Origin of the sequence: Streptomyces sp. NBC_01257 (assembly GCF_035917255.1) — a bacterium.
Classification (GTDB): Bacteria; Actinomycetota; Actinomycetes; order Streptomycetales; family Streptomycetaceae; genus Streptomyces.
In genome coordinates this window covers 8039086-8056339 of sequence record NZ_CP108472.1, presented here as the reverse complement: position 1 = coordinate 8056339, position 17254 = coordinate 8039086, and the positions used below count along the sequence as shown (strand labels likewise).

Here is a 17254-nt window from a genome sequence, read left to right as displayed (position 1 = left end):
ACCTGGCCACCAGTCACCGCAAGCACCGTTGCAGTACTAGGATTTGTTCTACCGGAATCGCACCAGGACGCGGACACTGTGCCGGGGGTCCTTGCCAAGACGGCCCAGAAGTCCCGCGACTACCGGTGGAGCGTCGGGGCCTGCATGAGCTATCGCCGCTTCGGCCAGAGTACGGCGCACTCGGGCGCTCGGGTCTGCGGCGAGACGTGTCGTGGTGTCGGCAAAGCGCTGGGGCTGCTGCATACACAGCACTGCGCTGAGCTGCCGAGCCGTGACATGGCTATGGTCGGCCAGAGCGCGCGCGTCAATGTCCCCTGTGATGTCGCGTGGGAGGCTGTTGAGTGTCAGGGCTGCTTCCTGGACCCCATGGGCATCGTCGCTGCGCAGGAGTTCAACCGCCTGGCCTTTGACCCATTCCTGCTCGTCAATTGTTGTCGCTGAGGCAGCAGCCAGGCGCAGTCCGGGGCCGCGCAGCGACGCGGATCCCAGGTTGATCTTCAGGGTACTGAGGGGGTGGGCACGGCCCGTGAACTCGTCGAGTCGGCTTCCGTCGAGCGCGCCCAGGGCGAAGGGCTGACTCGCACGGAAGGTGGTGCCCTTGGCCTCCGGTTCCTGGTCGACAACGAGATTGCGGGCGCCGATCAAAGCGTCCTGCCGGTTGGACGCCGACTCTCGTCGATCACTCGCCACGGCAAGGAGCTTCTCCAGGCAGGTTCGCTGATCATCGGAGGCGAGGTGACAGACCATGGCCGAGTCGGGAACCATCGTGCTGCCCAGGGAAATGGAGTTGGGCTCCGGCTCAGGCCGGCTCAGGATGCGCTCCCGAGCAGTCCTGGCGCGCTCCTGCACGTCGGGATGGCCGGGATTGAGGGCAGCCTGGATCACGTTGGACAGGTAGTGTTCCCGCTTGACCAGCTCGTCGGCCCGCCTGCGCAGGGTGTTCTGTTCGTCATCGCTCAGCGGGCTGCGGGAGGCGGTACCGGCAGCCGAGCTGTCGCCCTGCGCCCTGGCGCCCAGCAGGCGCAGCGTCTGATCCCTTAGAAGAACGTTCAGAGCTTTGTCGGTGTGGACGTCGGCGAGATCGAACAGCCTGGTGAGAGCGCGCATGGCGAGTTCGGGGTGTGCCATGGCGATGGCCACGCATGCGGTCGCGTGCTCGTCGTCGGTGTAACTGTACTGATGGGGTTGGCGGGGGACGTCGGAGCTGAGCAGGTCCAGCAGCGCTGCGGCCTGTTCAGGTGAGCTGCGCGAGGCGAGAGCGCAGGCGCTCTTCGCGGCCTGAACGGCCAGGGACCGTGTAGGTGAATCCTCGAGTTCGCCTGCCCTGCCGCGTACGGCCAGGTCCAGCATCTCCTCGAACAGCCCGTGGGCCGCCACGTCCTCGCCCAGGTCGGCTTGTGCCGCAATGAGGGCTGCACGTGAACGCAGGACCCACCAAGGCTGGCTCGCGCCGGGCACCAGGGGAAGCATTTCATCTCCCATGCCCTTGGTGAGCTGTTCGAGCTTCTCGCTGCTTCCGGCGCGCTGGTAGTAGGCCGCGGCCAGGGCGGGTTCGCTGTGGTCGCGGTAGAGGTCTGCGAGCACCGTCACCGCTTCGCTCTCGTCCGCCCAGCTCCCGGTGACCACACTGTCGGCCAGCCAGCGCCGGGCCGCCAGGACTGCCTCGGTGGCCTTGTCCCTCACCAGCGCCGACATCGCCTGTGCTCTGGGGTCCCGGATGCGGTCCAACAGGCGACCAGTGCCCGTCGTGCGCAGCGCCTGGGCAAGGCGGTGTTCGTCATCGATCTCGGTCATCCACGGTCCGTACCGTGCGTTGGCCGCGCGGATGGCGTAAAGCCAGTCGGCGGCCTCTTCAGCAAGTCCCGCGTGGATGCCGTCCTGGACGGCATCCCTCCAGTTCTCCACTGCTTCCTCCGCCCGGCCTTCGAGGGCGCAGCGTCGCGCCTCGCGCGCGCTGACGAGCGCTGCGTGCCGGCCCTTCATACGGTGCCGTCTGGCCTCGCGGAGCAACTCCTGCCGTTGCGAGGTGTCGTATTCGGCTCGCAGCAGACGCAGGCGCACAACAATGTCTTGCGTCTGTTCCGTTACCGGCTGGTCTTTTGCCTGTGCGAGGGCGGCGCTGATGAGGCCGTCGAGTTCCTCGAGCGTATGAGGCTCGGTGGCGAGCCGGTACTCGCCGAGCATGAGAACCAGAAGCGGCCGGTAGTCGGGGCTGTGTTTGTCGCCGGCTGCCAGGGCGGGGGCCAGATGGCTCATGGTCAGAGGGTGGGCGATGTCCTGGGCGGCCGCGTTGATGAGGACGGCGTGACGTGCTGTGACCGAAGCCTCTGGCGTGCCGGAGCTGGCCGCGTCGCGGGCGAACTGCTCCAGCTGGTGGGCCAGGATCCGTGCCTGATCGCTGTCTCCGTGGTGGAGTGCGGTTGCGGCGAGTTCGGCCGCCAAGCCGGCTGCCTCGTCGAACAGACCGCCCTCTCGGAGTGCCTCAAGCTGCTTTTTCCGCAAGACGGTGGCATGTCCCCGGTACCCGGCGACATGCAGCCGGTGCGCCAAGTCTCCGTAGAGCCTTGCTGATTCCTCCGGCGCTTCGGACCTCCTGCTGTCCGCGGCCCGCAGCATCGGCGCCACATCGTCGGTGTGGAGGGGCCCGATGAGGATCCTCTCGGCCTGCTCCTGCCGGTCGGGCGGTGGAGCCGGCACCCCTGGCAGCGGAGCGCCCGTGCAGAAGTCGGCCGCCGTCTCCCGGGTCCAGAACTGGGCCACGATGTCGCCGCAGTAGCGCAGGTGCTGGTTGATCTGCTCGGCCCCCCACAGGTCCAAGTCGAGGTCAGAATATTGGAGCTGAAGCGCGGCCAGCTCGTCGGCCAGCTGCGTGGCCTCGGTGGAGGAAGAAGTCGCCACAATCAGACAGTCGGCATCAAAAGGACGCCGCCCGACGGCGAACTTCTCAACCGCCTTGCGCAAGTCCCCGGCGGTGAAAGCCGCGTAGTCCTTGCACTGGACGACCGTGTAGTCACCCGTCGGCGCCCGACCAGCCAGATCGATGCCGTGCTGCTCTTGCCCCTGGACCCCGTAACGCCGAAAGCGAATGTCCCGCAGGCCCAGAACACGGCGGGACAGAGTCAGCATCAGCTTCTCAAAACGGTCCCAGCCAAGATGCAGATCCAGATCCTCCCCCGCAGGCGTACGCCCCGGGGAGCCAGCCGGAGGAGGAGTGCGCAGGTTCGGATCTCCGGCACATGGCGCCCAGACGTCCGCGGCCGGTCCGCGATCACCGCTGGTGCCAGCAGACTCTTGCAGCGTGCCGGATTCGGCGAGGTTCGGCTTTCTCACCACCGCATCATCACACCCGGCACTGACAACGCCCGGGAGACGGACAGGCGCGCGAAAGCGCACGACGATGCGGAAGCGCACGATCAGGCGCTGATAGCTCAGAGATCGGCGGTGGATGCTGGCTTCAGCCGGCGTGCCGCTGCGTGGGATCGGGCCGGCTCAGGACAGCGCGTACGAGGTCGCGGCTGAAGGCAGGCCGTGGTGCGCCGTCCGGAGTGGGGTCCATCCACGGGTGTCGGGGTGACCTCAGGCCGGCCTACATCTCCCCACACTGTGGGGATCCTTCACACGGCGCAGGTTAGCCATACCGACGGCGCCAAGATCAACGGCTGGCATCGACATCCTCTCTCGTCCTCAGCACCGGCAACTCAGCACCGTCGAGCGCGGTGGCGAACACGGCAACCTCGACCTGTTCGACAGCGGTGGAAACCGTAGGCAAATCCCGATGCACAACCCCACCAACCTGACCAGCACCAACGCGCACGCCACTCGACGCACAGCACGTAACACCCAAACCAGGAACCGCAGGTGTCGCAGTACTGGGTCGTCGCGGTTGACTCCACCACCGCGCCGACGCCGAGGGCTTCCTCGAGGCGTCATCGGTTCGGTGGGCCGATAATCCAAATAGCGGGCAGCACCGCCCTGCCGGTATGATCGCCCGTTCGGCTTTCTCAGCACGGCATGCTCCGAGGAGTGAAGTTGGCAATCCAAGACATGGTGAAGCAGCTCGATGAGTTGCTCGGCAAGGCCAAAGCCCTCTTGGACAAGGGGGTGTGGGACTACGGGGAGCCTGAGAGCGCCGAGGCGGACATTCTGGCCAACCGCCTGGAGGCAGCCGTCACACGACTCACGATGCCCGGATCCGTTTATCGTGACCAGCTCAAGCGCGGCGCCGGGTATGCGAACAAGGGACGACTTCCCCACAACATGTCGGTGGCCTACACCCTAAGAGACGACCTGAACTCCGGGTGGACGGAAACTGTCGTCGAGCTGGTGCATGCCGACACCTACAGCGACTACCTGGAGATGGCGGACGCGCTGCTCGCCAAGAGGTACAAGGACGCGGCGGCGGTCATCACGGGGACATCTCTCGAAGTCCACGTGCGTGCCCTCTGCGTGAAGAATGGCGTGACCACTGCGGTGGCGGGTAGGTCGAAGAAGGCCGACACCATGAACGCCGACCTTAAGAAGGCCGGCGTCTACGACGGACTGCAACAGAAGCAGATCACGGCTTGGATGGACCTCCGGAACAAGGCTGCGCACGGGGACTACGGTGACTACGACGACACCCAGGTGCGGCTGTTCATCGACGGGGTGCAAGCCTTTCTGATGAAGCACCCGGCGTAGACGGAGGGTGGTCGGAGTGAGCAGGCCGGGGAGGTAGGCAGTGTCTTTCGGTGCGAATTGGCAGCGCACCTGGCCGTACACGGGCTCCGTAGCCGCCCCGTGTCGGGGCTGGACATACCCGCAGGGGTGTGGCCCGTCCGGTTGGACTTCGAAACCAGCGACCCGACCGACGATATCCGTGTCACCTTCTCCGACGGCCGTCGCGCCTACGTTTCCGCGAAGCGGAAGATCGACCGGGGGCGTCCCCTGGAGGAGACGCTGACGGGGTGGGTGGGACAGGTTCCGACGCTTGGTCCTGACGACCTCTTGGTTATCGCCGGGGAGGAACTCGTCGGGCCGGTGAAGAACATCGATCGGGCTCTGCGGCGCCACCGTGCGGGCCTACGCATGGAAACCGGTGACGAGTCCAGAGCCCTCGCACTCCTTGTCGACCAAATTCCGTCGCAGATCCGCGGGCTCATCCTCGAACGGGCGCGTGTCCTTCACCTACCCGGCTCGACCGGACCGGCATCGCACAGGGACCTTCTGGCGGCGCTGATGGACCTCGTGGTCGCGGACGCGCAGGGGCACCGTGCCGTGAGCACCTTGGCCGACTTCTTCCACCGGCAGGCGGGCGAGGCTCTCGGAAGTTCCGCTGAGGAGTGGGTCGCTGCCCTGACCGCCGCCGGGGTGACCGTGCTCCCGGACCAGGAGGGTCCGGTGGCGATGCGCCTGGCCTCTCGTCGGAACGCTGTCGACGCGTACCGCACCCGGCTCACCTCTGAGGCCGGGCGGATCGACCTCAGCCTGCTCGCCGAGGACCTCGCGCCCCTCGTCGTAGAGGACCTCATCGGCTCCCTCCAGATCGCCGTGGAGGGCGAGCGCACCCCTTCTTCCCTCCTCCGGTACCTGAGGCGTTGGCGCCGCATGCTCATCGTGGGGCAGCCTGGCTCAGGGAAGTCAGTGGCGATACGGGAGATCGCGGCTCATTGCGCCCGCTGCGCCGACGCCCCCGTCCCGATCCTCATCTCACTGCCGCGCCTACTGAAGGACCAGCCGGGACGTCTGACCGTCGAGAGCTTGGTCGTCGACGCCGTGGCGGACACCCTGCCAGATGCGAACCGGGCACCGCTCGCCGCATACGTCCAGGAGGAGATTGTCCGGGGGCGCGCACTCCTCCTCTGTGACGGGCTCGACGAATGCGGGGCGCGGGCCCCTTGGGTCGCGCAGCAACTCGAAGAGATCCTCACGGCCCTCCATCCCTCCTGTGGGTTCGTGGTGACGACCCGGGTGAACGCGCAGGGAGCTGCTGCCCGGCTCGGCTTGCCCCGCGTCGAGCTCGCGCCTCCACGCAACCTCGACGCGACGGTCGATAGCGTCCTCGTCGCGTGTACCGAGGCACGGATTCCCGAACCACAGCAAGCGGCCTTCCTAACGACGCGACGCGCCTGGATGGAGGACGCGAAGGAGGAGCACGCGCATCTACTCGCGGTGCCGCTGCTCGCCTCTCTGCTCGCTCTCATCTGCGCGAACGCGTCGGACGCTGAGCTCCCCAAGGGGCGAGCAGCGCTGTTGCACCGCGCAGTGGAACAGTCCGTCGACCGGTGGGAGCGGTTGCGTGGGACTCTCACCCCGGCCCGGCCCTGGGCACCTGCATTGACCACTGGCATGCTCCTCGACGGGTTCGTCACGCTCGGACAGCTCCTCGTCGGCGGGGCGACCCCTCCGACCGCACGCGCCGTCGAGTCCCTAACCAGCATGCTGCGGGATCCGCTGCGATGGGCCATGCCGCCCGCTGCGGCCGGGGAAATGGCGGAGCACGTTCTCCGGTTCTGGGACGAGCACGTGGCCGTGTTCGTGGTCAACGGCGCGGGCGAACTCACCGCCCGAAGCAAGGTCTTCGCCGAAATTGCCACGGCCATGTGGGCGCGCTCGTGTGGGGCCGAGGAACTGCGAGGCTGGCTGCGCCTTGCCGTCGTCCACACGGACTCTGACGGAGCAATCGCACTCGCTGCCGGACTCGATCCCCGAACGGCAGAGGCTCTACTCGACGTCGGCGAGACACGACGGGAGGCCACCCTCATGGTGGCCGATCTCGCAGAGCGTGGGATCGTGACTCTTTCCGACGACAAGATGGAACGGGCTCTGGGCCAGCTGACAGACGGAGCCCTCGGCGCGCTCATGGGTGAACCAATCCCCTCACGTGGCCCTAGCGAAACACCGAAGTTCCTCCCGAAGTTGTGGGACAAAACGCGCGATGCAGGACCCTGGCCCTTTGTGGAGGCCGCATGTCTGCTGGCCCTCCCGCCAACGGCGCGGCGACGCCGAGCGGGCCTTGTCGACCTGCCCGAGCTCGACGCCACCGCAAAGTCGATCGCCCGGACCCTGTGCGCACTGACGGACGCGCGCACGGACGCCTCACCCCTGAGCAGGATGGATGTCGAATCGCTCCGCGAGGTACTGACCCTTCCTCTGCCACAGGACCCCGAGATGGTTCGGAAAAGCCGGCGCAGCTGGGAAATGGTCGGCGGAGGCCGCCTGGCACCGGGGCTGGACCGAGTCGCCTTGGGCGCAGCCGAACATCTCGGTGAGCTTCCCGACGACGCCGGTGAGCGCGTCTTCGCCCTCGCGCAGCACGTGCCGGGGCGCTACGCCGAAAGGATCTACGCCGCACTCGCGCGCACGGGATTCGACACGCGTCGGCGTTGGGGGAACCTCGCTGCCGGGCTGCGGAACTGGGCGTCCGGCGCGTTGAACGACAGGGCGGCCCTCCTCTCAGACCTCGTGGCACTGCACGCCCCGTGCCCAGAGCCCACAAACGGGGACTTCTGGTCGCTCACCGCCCTCGGCGACCTTCTCGCGGCGACCGGATATTCCGATTCTCCGGCGAGCGAGATCGATCGCGCCTTCGCCCACGTCAGCGCGGCCAAGCGTCGGGCGTGGCTCGACGCGACGGCGGACGCATACGGCATCGACAAGGCGACCGTGGCAGCCCAGGCGCATCGCCTCCAGCAGATCACCGAGCCCGGTCCTCTGCTGGACGAATGGCTCTTCGCGAGCACACCGCCCCTGGTCGAGCCGTCGCTGCTCCCTGGTATCGGGCAGATCCTCACGGACGCCCAGCAGACGGCGTTGCTGGCGTCTCTAGAAGCAGACTCCTCGTGGATGGCGTGGTCGGCAGCGAACGTACTGATTAACCTGGAGGGAGGTCACGTTCCGTGGGACGGTCAGAAGCTGATCGATCGCGATATGACCGCCTGGCCTCGCTACCGGGCAGGCCTCTTTCACGCCGTCGCCATTATGACCTCGGGCGATAGGCGTCCTTCGCTTCTCGCGTGGGCCGCCTCATCTGATTCGGCAGACCACCGATGGGCAGCAAGGTTGCTGATCTCCGCCATACCGCGCCTCGATCCCAACGGTTCGATCGAGAAGATGCTGCGCCGGGACGCGGACCTGTCGGTCCGTCCGAAAAATGCGCATCAGGCCACACCCGCCCCGACGCACTGGAGTTGCAACCACTGTCGGACGGTCCAGGCCCTCGATACCGAAGACTGTCTGGGATGTGACGACGGCGTGCGCCCTCGCCCTGAGGAGTGAGCCAGGAACGATGCCGCGCGTCGGGTCGGGCGGAGCCGACCACCATCAGAAACGAGCGGGCGGTCGCGCAGATTTCCAATCATGAAGGGTACGAACGATGCAACCCACACTTTGACTCTGTGCGGCACAGGAGTCTGTCCGCCTGATACCACCCGATGGTCGCGGTCGACCTCGTCCAGCCTGATCCGTTCCGACAGGTACGGAAGGAGCAAAGTCACGTGACGCCGGGCGAGCGAAGTGCGTCGCCTCCCCCAACAACCGTGGGACCGTTCATAACCCTCCCACGGCCACTGAGCCACAAAGCCCAGGTCACGGCCGTACGGATCGCGTCCTAGGTGCCGGAAGCCCTGCCGTCGCCACCCCCCGTGAGGCGACCGCCACACGCAAAACACCCCCAGAAAACGCGTTTCCCCAGGTCAGAACGTTTCGCCTGGGGATGCTCGGTGGGGCGGGTGGGGCTCGAACCCAAATGGGTGACGCGTCTCACCTGCGGAAATGCGACAGAGGCGGACATAAACATCCTGCTGCGTCCCGCTCCGTCCTCCTCGACCCCCGGCGACCATGGTGCCGTGCGGTACGTACCGCACGGCTACGGGGCACTCCCGGTGCCCGCAGTGGGAGGCAGCCCGCCCGGCGTTTCCGCTGCACGGCAACCAACCGCGCGGCTCAGCCGTAGCCAAGGCCGCCTTCAACGACCGAACCTTCACGGTCACCACGACCGGCGCGCCCTCCGCGAGCGGGCCGTCCTTCTCGTCCCCCACGCGTACCGGGGGAAGCGTTCCGCGGTCCTCGTCCCTTCCCCTTCCTCGGCCCGGTGGCGCCCCTCCACGAGAGCAGTCCGCTCCCCTGGGCTACCGCGACGCCGACAAGGAGCACCTTGTCCTCCACGCACTGCGGCACATCCTGCGGGAAGAAGGCATCGAGCTGGAGGACCAGCGGGGAGTCCTGGGCTTCGGGGCCGACGCCCACGACTCGACCGGGCGCTACTTCGAGATCAAGGCGCACGGTGGCGCTGTTCCATCCGAACTCTCCCTCACGCGAGCAGAGTTCACCCGAGCAATTACCGAAGGTGACAACCACGTCCTGGTGATCGCCTCTCACCTTGAGAAAGACACCGGCACCCCGACTTTGCGCCTCGTCCAGGACCCCCTGAACAGCTTCGAAATCGAGCTTCCGACGGAGATCAGACTTATAGGCGTCCGCAAAATGGGCGTGGCCTCCACTGTGTACGAATGGCCTTCGGTGGAGTGAGCAAGCTCTGGCCATCGCTCACTGGGGAGGCCCAGAAACCAACATTACCGTCGGAATGCAACAGCAACCCATTGGCCTCATAAGTGGACAAGATCAGATGAGCCCCGCGCCCGTCGTGCCGAGGGTCACTGCTTCCGGCGTCGGCTGGGCCCGCCCTGCCCAAGCCACCACGGCGCGTCCGTCGTGATGGTGGAGGTCACTCTCTGGGACGGCCAAGCATCGCATCAGCTGACCCACCCCCAGGACAGCAAGCGTCCGCCAGCCCAGCCAACCTGACACTCGATTCCCGGACGTCTGCAAGGGGACACGCCTCTTCCTGCCTCCGCTCGTGGCTCTACTGCCCGATACGGCGCAGCCCACGGCGAGCCTTCAACAGCATGTCGAGGGTGCGGTGTGCCGCCTTGCGGCGCTCGGGGCGGCGGGACCAGATGGTCGGGAGGACGACGCCGGCGTACAAGAGCACGAGGATGACGAAGCCCATAACCCCGGGGATGATCACGGCGGTCGGAAGGTAGTCGATGGGCATGCTGCGGCTCCAGGGTGATCTCGTGGATGGAGTTGGCCTCTCAGTGCGGCCTGGACACAACGCTTCCTGTCCGAGGGGGTGTCTAACTGCCATTCAGCGATGGATTACACACGCACTTCGCATCAACCCTGTTCAAGCGACGTAGACTTCGCGGGTGTCCAGCCCGTGTTGTCCGGGCTTCGGAGAGAGGGGTGGACAGCGCAGTGGGTGACAGTAGCGAGGATGCCTTCTTCGCTGCCCTCAAGCGGCTGGGCGCCATCCACGGTGAGTACCTGACGAGGCGTATCAGCCTCCGAGCCCTCTCTCGGGGAGCCGGCGGTCCCGTAGCCACGACTATCGGGGCATGGTTAGACGGGCGCCGGTTCCCGCAGCAGGTCGACACTCTTGTCAGGGTCGTCGAGCAGCTGCATGCCGCGGCTCTGGCTGAGGGCTTTGAGCCTGCCCCTTCCGAAACGCATTTGTTCGATTCTCTGTGGTGGCGCCATCAGCACTCTGCGGTAGCTCGGCAGCGTGCCGAGTCCGTGCGGATAGGCGTACAACAGGCGCAGGCGGAAGCCGTACTGAACAGCCACCGGTTGGCCGCGACTGTGGGACGTCCGATCTCGCAGCTAGACCCTTTCGACCTCGAAGTCCACCACAGCGTCGACGTCATCCCCACTCACCGGTTCGCTGACGGCTGGACCGTGCGATACGACACAGGTCTGACCACCTCAAGGCCGACGGATCCACCCGCTCTGTTAGCCCTCACGCCGTACATGATGCGGGCCCACGACCGGCTTCTGCGTGACGTCGTCCGCCGAGCGGAAGCTGGACAGAGCGGCATGGCAATGCTGGTGGGTAGCTCATCGTGCGGTAAGACCCGGGCATGCTGGGAAGCAGTCCAGTCGCTGGCCGACGGCTGGAAGCTGTGGCACCCGTTCGATCCCACTCGGCCGGAGGCAGCACTGGCCGACATCCAGAATGTCGGCCCCCGTACGGTGGTCTGGCTGAACGAGGCGCAGCACTACCTACTCCCCTCAACCGGTTCCCTGGGCGAGCGGGTGGTGGCAGGTCTTCGGGCACTACTCCAGGATCAAACCCGTCGCCCGATCTTGGTACTGGGCACCGTCTGGCCGGAGTACTGGGCCACGCTCACCGCACTGCCAAGGGCTGGCGCCCCTGACGTGCACGAGCAGGCCAGAAAGCTGCTGGCGGGTACCAACGTTTCTGTGCCCTCCTCGTTCTCAGCTGCGGATCTGGCTGCCATCCGTCGTGGTGAGGTGCGCGACCCCAGGTTGCTCTATGCGGCGCAGCGAGCTGCAGACGGCCAGGTCACGCAGTACCTGGCAGGAGCCCCAGCATTGCTGGAGCGATATCACAATGCCCCTCCCAATGCACGTGCCGTGCTGGAAGCAGCCATGGACGCCCGTCGGCTCGGTAATGGCCTTGCCATCCCCCGTCTCCTCCTTGCAGCCGCCGCGCCGGGCTACCTCACGGATCAAGAATGGGACCAAAACAGCGATGACTGGTTCGAAGAAGCGCTGGCGTACACAGCCCAGCCTTGTCATGGAGCTCGCGGCGCGCTGACCCGAATCAAGCCCCGCCCAGGGCAGGGAGCGTTCGAAACTCCGCAGTATCGGTTGGCCGATTACCTGGAACAGCACGGTCGTGACCGCCGAGTCAACAGGGCCGTGCCCACTGATCTGTGGGAGGCCGCGTATGTGCACGCCCACGATGAGGACCAGTTCGCGTTCGGCCGCTCCGCACGCGCGCAGCGCCATAAGTCCGTAGACCACTTCCGGTTCGTCTTGAAGGCCGCCGAGGCAGGTGACCACGCGGCGGCGTGGGAAGCCGCGGAAGAGCTGAATAAGTCGGGTCGTCATACCCAGGCACTGGCCTTGTACCAGCGGGCCGCGGGCGGCGCGGCCTTCGCCGTCGCCCGCCGAAAGGCTGCTGGGCTGCTCCAGAAGCTCGGTCGCACGGACGAGGCGGTGGATGAGTACAAAGAGGCAGCCGCCCTCGGCCATCTCTCTTCGGTCCATGTCGTCGTTGAACTCATGCTCGGTCAGGACCAGGTCGCTGCAGCCGCGGCCTGGATCAAGCAACTTGCCGAACAGACAGACCTGGACGTACTCGATACCGCCATCACACTGCTGAAGCGAGCCGAGCACGAGACCGACATCATGCGATGGCTCTGCGATCTGGCCGACAAGGGTCGTCCTGGCGCGGTGGGACGTGCAGCCGAGCTCATGCAGCAGGCCGACCGATCCCAGGAAGCTGCGGTTTGGCTCACTGGCTTGGCGAACGGCGGCTTCCTAGGGGCCGAACTGCTCGTGGCCGAGGTCCTGGAAGAGGACGGACTCATCGATGACGCAATCGAGTGGTACCGGCGAGCGGCGAAATCTGGGTATCCAAGCGCCCGCAGCGCCTTGGCTCGCCTCACCGTTCAAGGCCCACCTGACGTAGTGCAGTAGCCGGTGCCAGCACGTCGATTCCAACGGAGATCCCTTCGTCAGGCTAGTCGTGGCCTTCGGCTGCAAGTGCGGCCGGGCAAGCCGAGAGGTCCATTCGTTCAAAGACGGCGATCGCCATGGCCTGCACCACCAATCCATGACCGGGCAGCCGACTCACAGGTGGGCGCGGCATAAAGCCAAGATCCGGACCCGATCTGCTGCTCCGGTCACCCACGAGACCCAGGTTCTGCTGGTGGTCTCCGAAGCCAGCACCCTTGGCGCGCGGACAAGGGAAACGCGCTGGTCACGGCCCCTCTGACGGGCGTGGTGGTCGCGGCTGGTCGCAAGCTGAGAATGTCAGGCCCTTCTCCGCCTCCCGGAGGCGATCGCCATGCGTACCAGCACCGGCCGAGGCCGCATCTACCGCCGCTGCGGCTGCAGAGACACCCACCGTCACCAGATAGGTGCCCGCTGTCCACACCTAGTCACAGACAGCACCCACGGAACCTGGAGCTTCGCCGTCGATGTCCCCGCCCCGGACCACCGCAGAACGACCGTGCGCCGGGGCGGCTTCACCACTCAGGATGCGGCGCATGAAGCCTTGCGACGGTTCCTCGAAGGCGAGGCCGGTGGGTTCGACGCGGACCCGAACCAGACCCTCGCCGCCTACCTGAACACATGGCTGGCGGCGAAGGCGCTCGTACTGAAGCCGACCACAATGGCCCGCTACCGCGACTACGTCCGCAACGACCTCGTCCCCGCGTTCGGCACCCTCAAACTCGACCAGCTCGTCCACCGGCATATCGCTGCCTTCGTCACCGGCCAGCTCGCCGCCGGCCGCGGCCGCACCACCCTCTACCGGTGCCTCGCCACCCTGTCCAGCGCGCTCGGCGACGCCGTCCGCCAGCACCGCCTCCCCCACAACCCAGCCTCTCCCCCGGTGCTGCACCGGCCGCCGTCGCCGGAACGACGGATCTGGACAGCAGAGGAAGCAGCCCGATTCCTCACCCACTGCCATCAGACCGACCCCGAGATAGCCGACCTCTTCGAAGTCCTCATCGGCACCGGCATGCGCAAGGGCGAAGCCCTCGGCCTGCACTGGAACGACGTTTACCTCGACCAGGGCGTGCTCTACATCCGCTGCACGCTCTCCGCCGTCGACAACAACCGCCTCGTCCTCACGACGCCCAAGACCCGGTCGAGCAGAGGCTGGGTCGCCATCTCACCCCGCGTGGCCACCGCGCTCCGCCGCCGCGCACGATCCGCTCCAAGTCTCCGCGGCGACCCCAACGACCCGTTCGCGGGGCTGGTCTTCTGCCAACCCGACGGCCGCCCGTTCGGACCGCACCTGGTACTCGACCGACTCCACCGACTGTCCGAGGAGGCCGGCGTCCCCCGGGTCACGGTCCACGACCTACGGCATCTCGCCGCCACCATCACCATCACCGCTGGCGTTCCCCTCACCGTGGTCTCCAAGACGCTGCGGCACTCCACCCTTTCGACCACCGCGAACCTCTACAGCCACCTCACCCAACAAGCCGCACACCAAGCCGTCGACACCATCGACCACGTTCTCAGCGGAGCCGAACAGACGGTCGTCCGCACGGGCCGGCCAGCGTCGCTGCGACCACCACGCGACCACATCCACCGCCTCCGTGCAGCCCTCCCCAATCTCCGCTCCCCCGCACCACCCGCCACCAGCACCCAGGCGAACCAGCCCCGGCCCAGGCGTGCGACCACACTGCGACCACCACACCCCGGGACGCACGAAAGGCCGCCCTCCCATGGATGAGAGAACGGCCTCCGACCTGCGTTTCCACATGGTCGGGACGACAGGATTTGAACCTGCGACCCCTTGACCCCCAGTCAAGTGCGCTACCAAGCTGCGCCACGTCCCGATACCCGCCTGACCTGGGGTTTCCCCCTGGCCGAACGCGCATGAGAACAATACCGCACTTCAAAGGGTGGTCACGAACACCTTTCCGTCCTTGACCTCAAGCGCACTTGATGTTGAACGCTGGGCGACATGACGAACACGACCGCCGCACCGGCGCACACGTACCGCGATCTCCCCCGGCTGATGAGCCTGATGACCGGCGACGAGAAGCACGGCCCCGCCGCCACCTCGACGCTGGACGCCCTGTGGGTGCTGTACGACCGGGTCCTGCGGGTGACACCGGAGACCGTCGACGCGCCGGACCGCGACCGCTTCCTGCTGTCGAAGGGGCACGGGCCGATGGCGTACTACGCGGTCCTCGCCGCGCACGGCTTCCTCGACGAGGGGCTGCTGGCGGGCTTCGGCTCGTACGGTTCGCCGCTCGGGCACCATCCCGACCGGCTGCTGGTGCCCGGGGCCGAGATCGGCAGCGGGTCCCTGGGGCACGGGCTGCCGCTGGCCGTGGGCAGCGTGCTGGGGCTGCGGGCCCAGGGGCTGACCGGGCCGCGGGTGTGGGTGCTGACCGGCGACGCCGAACTGGACGAGGGCAGCAACCACGAGGCGATCGCCTACGCCGGTCCGGCCGGGCTGGAGCAGCTGCACACCGTGGTGATCGACAACGCCTCGGCCACGTACGGCCGCCCCGGCGGGATCGCCGACCGGTTCGCCACCGCGGGCTGGTCGGTCGAGGACGTGGACGGGCGGGATCACGAGGCCCTGTACGCCGCCTTCACCGCACCCCACCCCGGGCGGCCCCGGGCCGTCGTCGCCCGGGTCGCTCCCAAGCGCTGAACCGGGCGCCATGAAGAACCCACCGCCGAAGCCGGCACCCCGAAAGCAGAAGAGGAAGAGCTCCATGGACACGATGCGTGACCGTTTCATCGCCACCACCACACGGCTGCTCGACGAGGACCCGCGCCTGGCGCTCGTCCTGGCGGAGATCAGCCGCGACGGATTCGGCCGGGCCGAGCGGGACCACCCCGACCGGGTCGTCAACGTCGGCATCCGCGAACAGCTGCTCGTCGGGGCCGGGGCCGGGATGGCGCTGACCGGGATGCGGCCGATCGTGCACACCTTCGCGAGTTTCCTGGTGGAGCGGCCCTTCGAGCAGGTGAAGCTGGACTTCGGCCACCAGGGGGTCGGCGGGGTGCTGGTGAGCGCCGGGGCCTCGTACGACTGGCCGGCCGGCGGATTCACCCATATGGCGCCCGGGGACGTCGCCCTCATGGACACCCTCGACGGCTGGACCGTGCACGTTCCGGGCCACCCGGACGAGGCGGAGGCGCTGCTGCGGGAGGCCGCCGCAGGGGACGGGCGGGTGTACGTACGCCTGTCGCTGCAGTCCAACGACCGGGCGCGCCCGGTCGGCGGGACGGGCGGGTTCGGCACGGTGCGCGAGGGCACGGACGCGGGCGGGGTGGTGATCGCCGTCGGGCCGATGCTCGACAACGTCCTCGCCGCGACGGAGGGACTCGACGTGACCGTGTTGTACGCGACCACCGTGCGGCCGTTCGACGGCGACGGGCTGCGCCGGGCGGTCGGCGACCGGGCCACCGCCGATGTCGTGCTCGTCGAGCCGTATCTGGCGGGCACCTCGACGGGCGCCGCCAATGACGCGCTGGCCGCCCTCCCCCACCGGGTCCTGGGACTCGGCGTGGCCCGCGAGGAGCTGCGGCGGTACGGGCAGATGGACGAGCACCTCGCGGCGCACGGCCTGGACCCGCATGGCCTGCGGCAGCGCATCGGCGGATTCCTCGGCGCCTGACCCGGGTGCTCGCGGGCCGTGCCCCGGTGCGCGGTCAGTGCGCGGCCAGGTAGTCCCCGTACCACGCGAGCGTCTCGTCGATCGTGGCCGACAGGGGGTGGGGCGTCAGGCCGTACGCCTTCTCGATGGCGGAGGAGTCGACGATCTGCGCCTCCGTGTGCTGGTAGAACATCTCGGCGTACTCCGCCATGAACACCTCGTCGAACGGACCGAACGCCCGCGGTTCCGGCACGACGGTCAGGTTCAGGGGGCGCCCGACGCGCTCCTCCACCATGGCCAGGATCTGCCGGGTGGTGAGTGCGGGAGCCGTGGGCAGGTGCCAGACGCGGCCGTCACCGTCCGGGTTCTCCCCCAGGGTGGCCAGGCCGGCGGCGACGTCGCCGATGTACGTGTAGCTGTGCGGCAGGTCTATGTCACCGAACGCCGGGACCTCTCCCCCGGTCAGCGCGGCCGGGAACACCGCGCCGCCCAGGGTGGAGTTGAGGACGTGCGGCCCGACGAAGTCGGCCGACCTGCCCAGCACGACGCGCAGCCGTCCGTCGGCGTGGGCGGCGAGGTAGCGGGCGTCCAGCTCCGCGCGCATCCGGCCCTTGCGGGTGGTCGCGTTCCACGGGGCGTCCTCCGTCATGACCGCACCGTGCGTCTCGCCGTACGGGTACAGCGTGTCGAGGACGACGAGGCGCGCGCCCGCCGCCTCGGCCGCGGCGAGGACGGACCGCTGGATGCGCGGCATGACCTCGACCTGGAGGTGGTAGCCGACGTTCACGCAGTGGTAGACGACGGCCGCCCCTTCGACGGCCGCGCGGGCGCCCTCGGGCGTCGACACGTCGGCGGCGAACCGGTCGACGCCCGTCGGCGCGGTCCCGGCGGCCGCCCGGTCGACGAGGCGGACCGGGTGGCCGCGACGGGCCAGTTCGACGGCGAGTGCGGTGCCGGCGGGGCCGGCGCCGAGAACCACCTGAAGGTCGTGTGCTGCGGTCATGAGCGTCTCCCTGTAATCCGGAGGAGTGTTACTGCCCCTCACTTCTGTTAGAGACTGTAACTCTCGCGATAGGGCCTCGCAACCCCGGCTGTTAGACTCCGTAACTGAA

10 protein-coding genes and 1 tRNA gene are annotated in these 17254 nt (G+C 67.6%); 6 read left to right on the top strand and 5 right to left on the bottom strand.

Annotated elements, in window-relative coordinates:
• Positions 1 to 48 precede the first annotated feature (48 nt).
• Complete coding sequence (locus OG408_RS35155; protein ID WP_326673675.1) at positions 49 to 3411, bottom strand: hypothetical protein; 3363 nt, start codon at positions 3409 to 3411, stop codon at positions 49 to 51.
• 633 nt (positions 3412 to 4044) lie between these two features.
• Between OG408_RS35155 and OG408_RS35150 the strand changes: the two genes are divergently transcribed.
• Both OG408_RS35150 and OG408_RS35145 read left to right on the top strand, forming a co-directional pair.
• A complete protein-coding gene (locus OG408_RS35150) occupies positions 4045 to 4677 on the top strand; it encodes a hypothetical protein (protein WP_326673674.1) in 633 nt (210 codons plus the stop codon).
• Positions 4678 to 4818: 141 nt separating this feature from the next.
• Positions 4819 to 8253 (top strand): NACHT domain-containing protein, encoded by a 3435-nt coding sequence (locus OG408_RS35145; protein ID WP_326673673.1) that lies wholly within the window; start codon positions 4819 to 4821, stop codon positions 8251 to 8253.
• Positions 8254 to 9838: 1585 nt separating this feature from the next.
• Here OG408_RS35145 and OG408_RS35140 read toward each other — a convergent pair.
• Both OG408_RS35140 and OG408_RS35135 read right to left on the bottom strand, forming a co-directional pair.
• A complete protein-coding gene (locus OG408_RS35140) occupies positions 9839 to 10030 on the bottom strand; it encodes a hypothetical protein (protein ID WP_326673672.1) in 192 nt (63 codons plus the stop codon).
• 347 nt (positions 10031 to 10377) lie between these two features.
• On the bottom strand, positions 10378 to 10602 hold the full coding sequence (locus OG408_RS35135) for a hypothetical protein (protein WP_326673671.1): 225 nt from the start codon (positions 10600 to 10602) through the stop codon (positions 10378 to 10380).
• 249 nt (positions 10603 to 10851) lie between these two features.
• On the opposite strand from OG408_RS35135, the gene OG408_RS35130 reads away from it, so the two are divergent.
• Both OG408_RS35130 and OG408_RS35125 read left to right on the top strand, forming a co-directional pair.
• A complete protein-coding gene (locus OG408_RS35130; protein ID WP_326673670.1) occupies positions 10852 to 12483 on the top strand; it encodes a hypothetical protein in 1632 nt (543 codons plus the stop codon).
• A gap of 580 nt (positions 12484 to 13063) precedes the next feature.
• Positions 13064 to 14254 (top strand): tyrosine-type recombinase/integrase, encoded by a 1191-nt coding sequence (locus OG408_RS35125; RefSeq protein WP_326673669.1) that lies wholly within the window; start codon positions 13064 to 13066, stop codon positions 14252 to 14254.
• 29 nt (positions 14255 to 14283) lie between these two features.
• Here the strand turns inward: OG408_RS35125 and OG408_RS35120 are convergent.
• Positions 14284 to 14360: transfer RNA gene (locus OG408_RS35120), tRNA-Pro, on the bottom strand.
• A 128-nt stretch (positions 14361 to 14488) separates the two neighbouring features.
• Here OG408_RS35120 and OG408_RS35115 point away from each other — a divergent pair.
• Positions 14489 to 15190 (top strand): transketolase, encoded by a 702-nt coding sequence (locus OG408_RS35115; RefSeq protein ID WP_266785613.1) that lies wholly within the window; start codon positions 14489 to 14491, stop codon positions 15188 to 15190.
• A 64-nt stretch (positions 15191 to 15254) separates the two neighbouring features.
• Positions 15255 to 16163, top strand: a complete 909-nt coding sequence (locus OG408_RS35110; protein WP_266785611.1) for a transketolase family protein — start codon at positions 15255 to 15257, stop codon at positions 16161 to 16163.
• A 34-nt stretch (positions 16164 to 16197) separates the two neighbouring features.
• On the opposite strand, the gene OG408_RS35105 is transcribed toward OG408_RS35110, so the two are convergent.
• Positions 16198 to 17145 carry an NAD-dependent epimerase/dehydratase family protein gene (locus OG408_RS35105; protein ID WP_326673668.1) on the bottom strand — a complete coding sequence of 316 codons (948 nt, stop codon included), beginning with the start codon at positions 17143 to 17145 and terminating at the stop codon, positions 16198 to 16200.
• Positions 17146 to 17254 lie beyond the last annotated feature (109 nt).

Bases quoted from the DNA above. Each gene is read 5' to 3' on its own strand.
- OG408_RS35150 (WP_326673674.1), top strand. From the start codon at position 4,045: ATGGTGAAGCAGCTCGATGAGTTGCTCGGCAAGGCCAAAGCCCTCTTG.
- OG408_RS35140 (WP_326673672.1), bottom strand. From the start codon at position 10,030: ATGCCCATCGACTACCTTCCGACCGCCGTGATCATCCCCGGGGTTATG.
- OG408_RS35130 (WP_326673670.1), top strand. From the start codon at position 10,852: ATGGCAATGCTGGTGGGTAGCTCATCGTGCGGTAAGACCCGGGCATGC.
- OG408_RS35115 (WP_266785613.1), top strand. From the start codon at position 14,489: ATGACGAACACGACCGCCGCACCGGCGCACACGTACCGCGATCTCCCC.
- OG408_RS35110 (WP_266785611.1), top strand. From the start codon at position 15,255: ATGGACACGATGCGTGACCGTTTCATCGCCACCACCACACGGCTGCTC.
- OG408_RS35105 (WP_326673668.1), bottom strand. From the start codon at position 17,145: ATGACCGCAGCACACGACCTTCAGGTGGTTCTCGGCGCCGGCCCCGCC.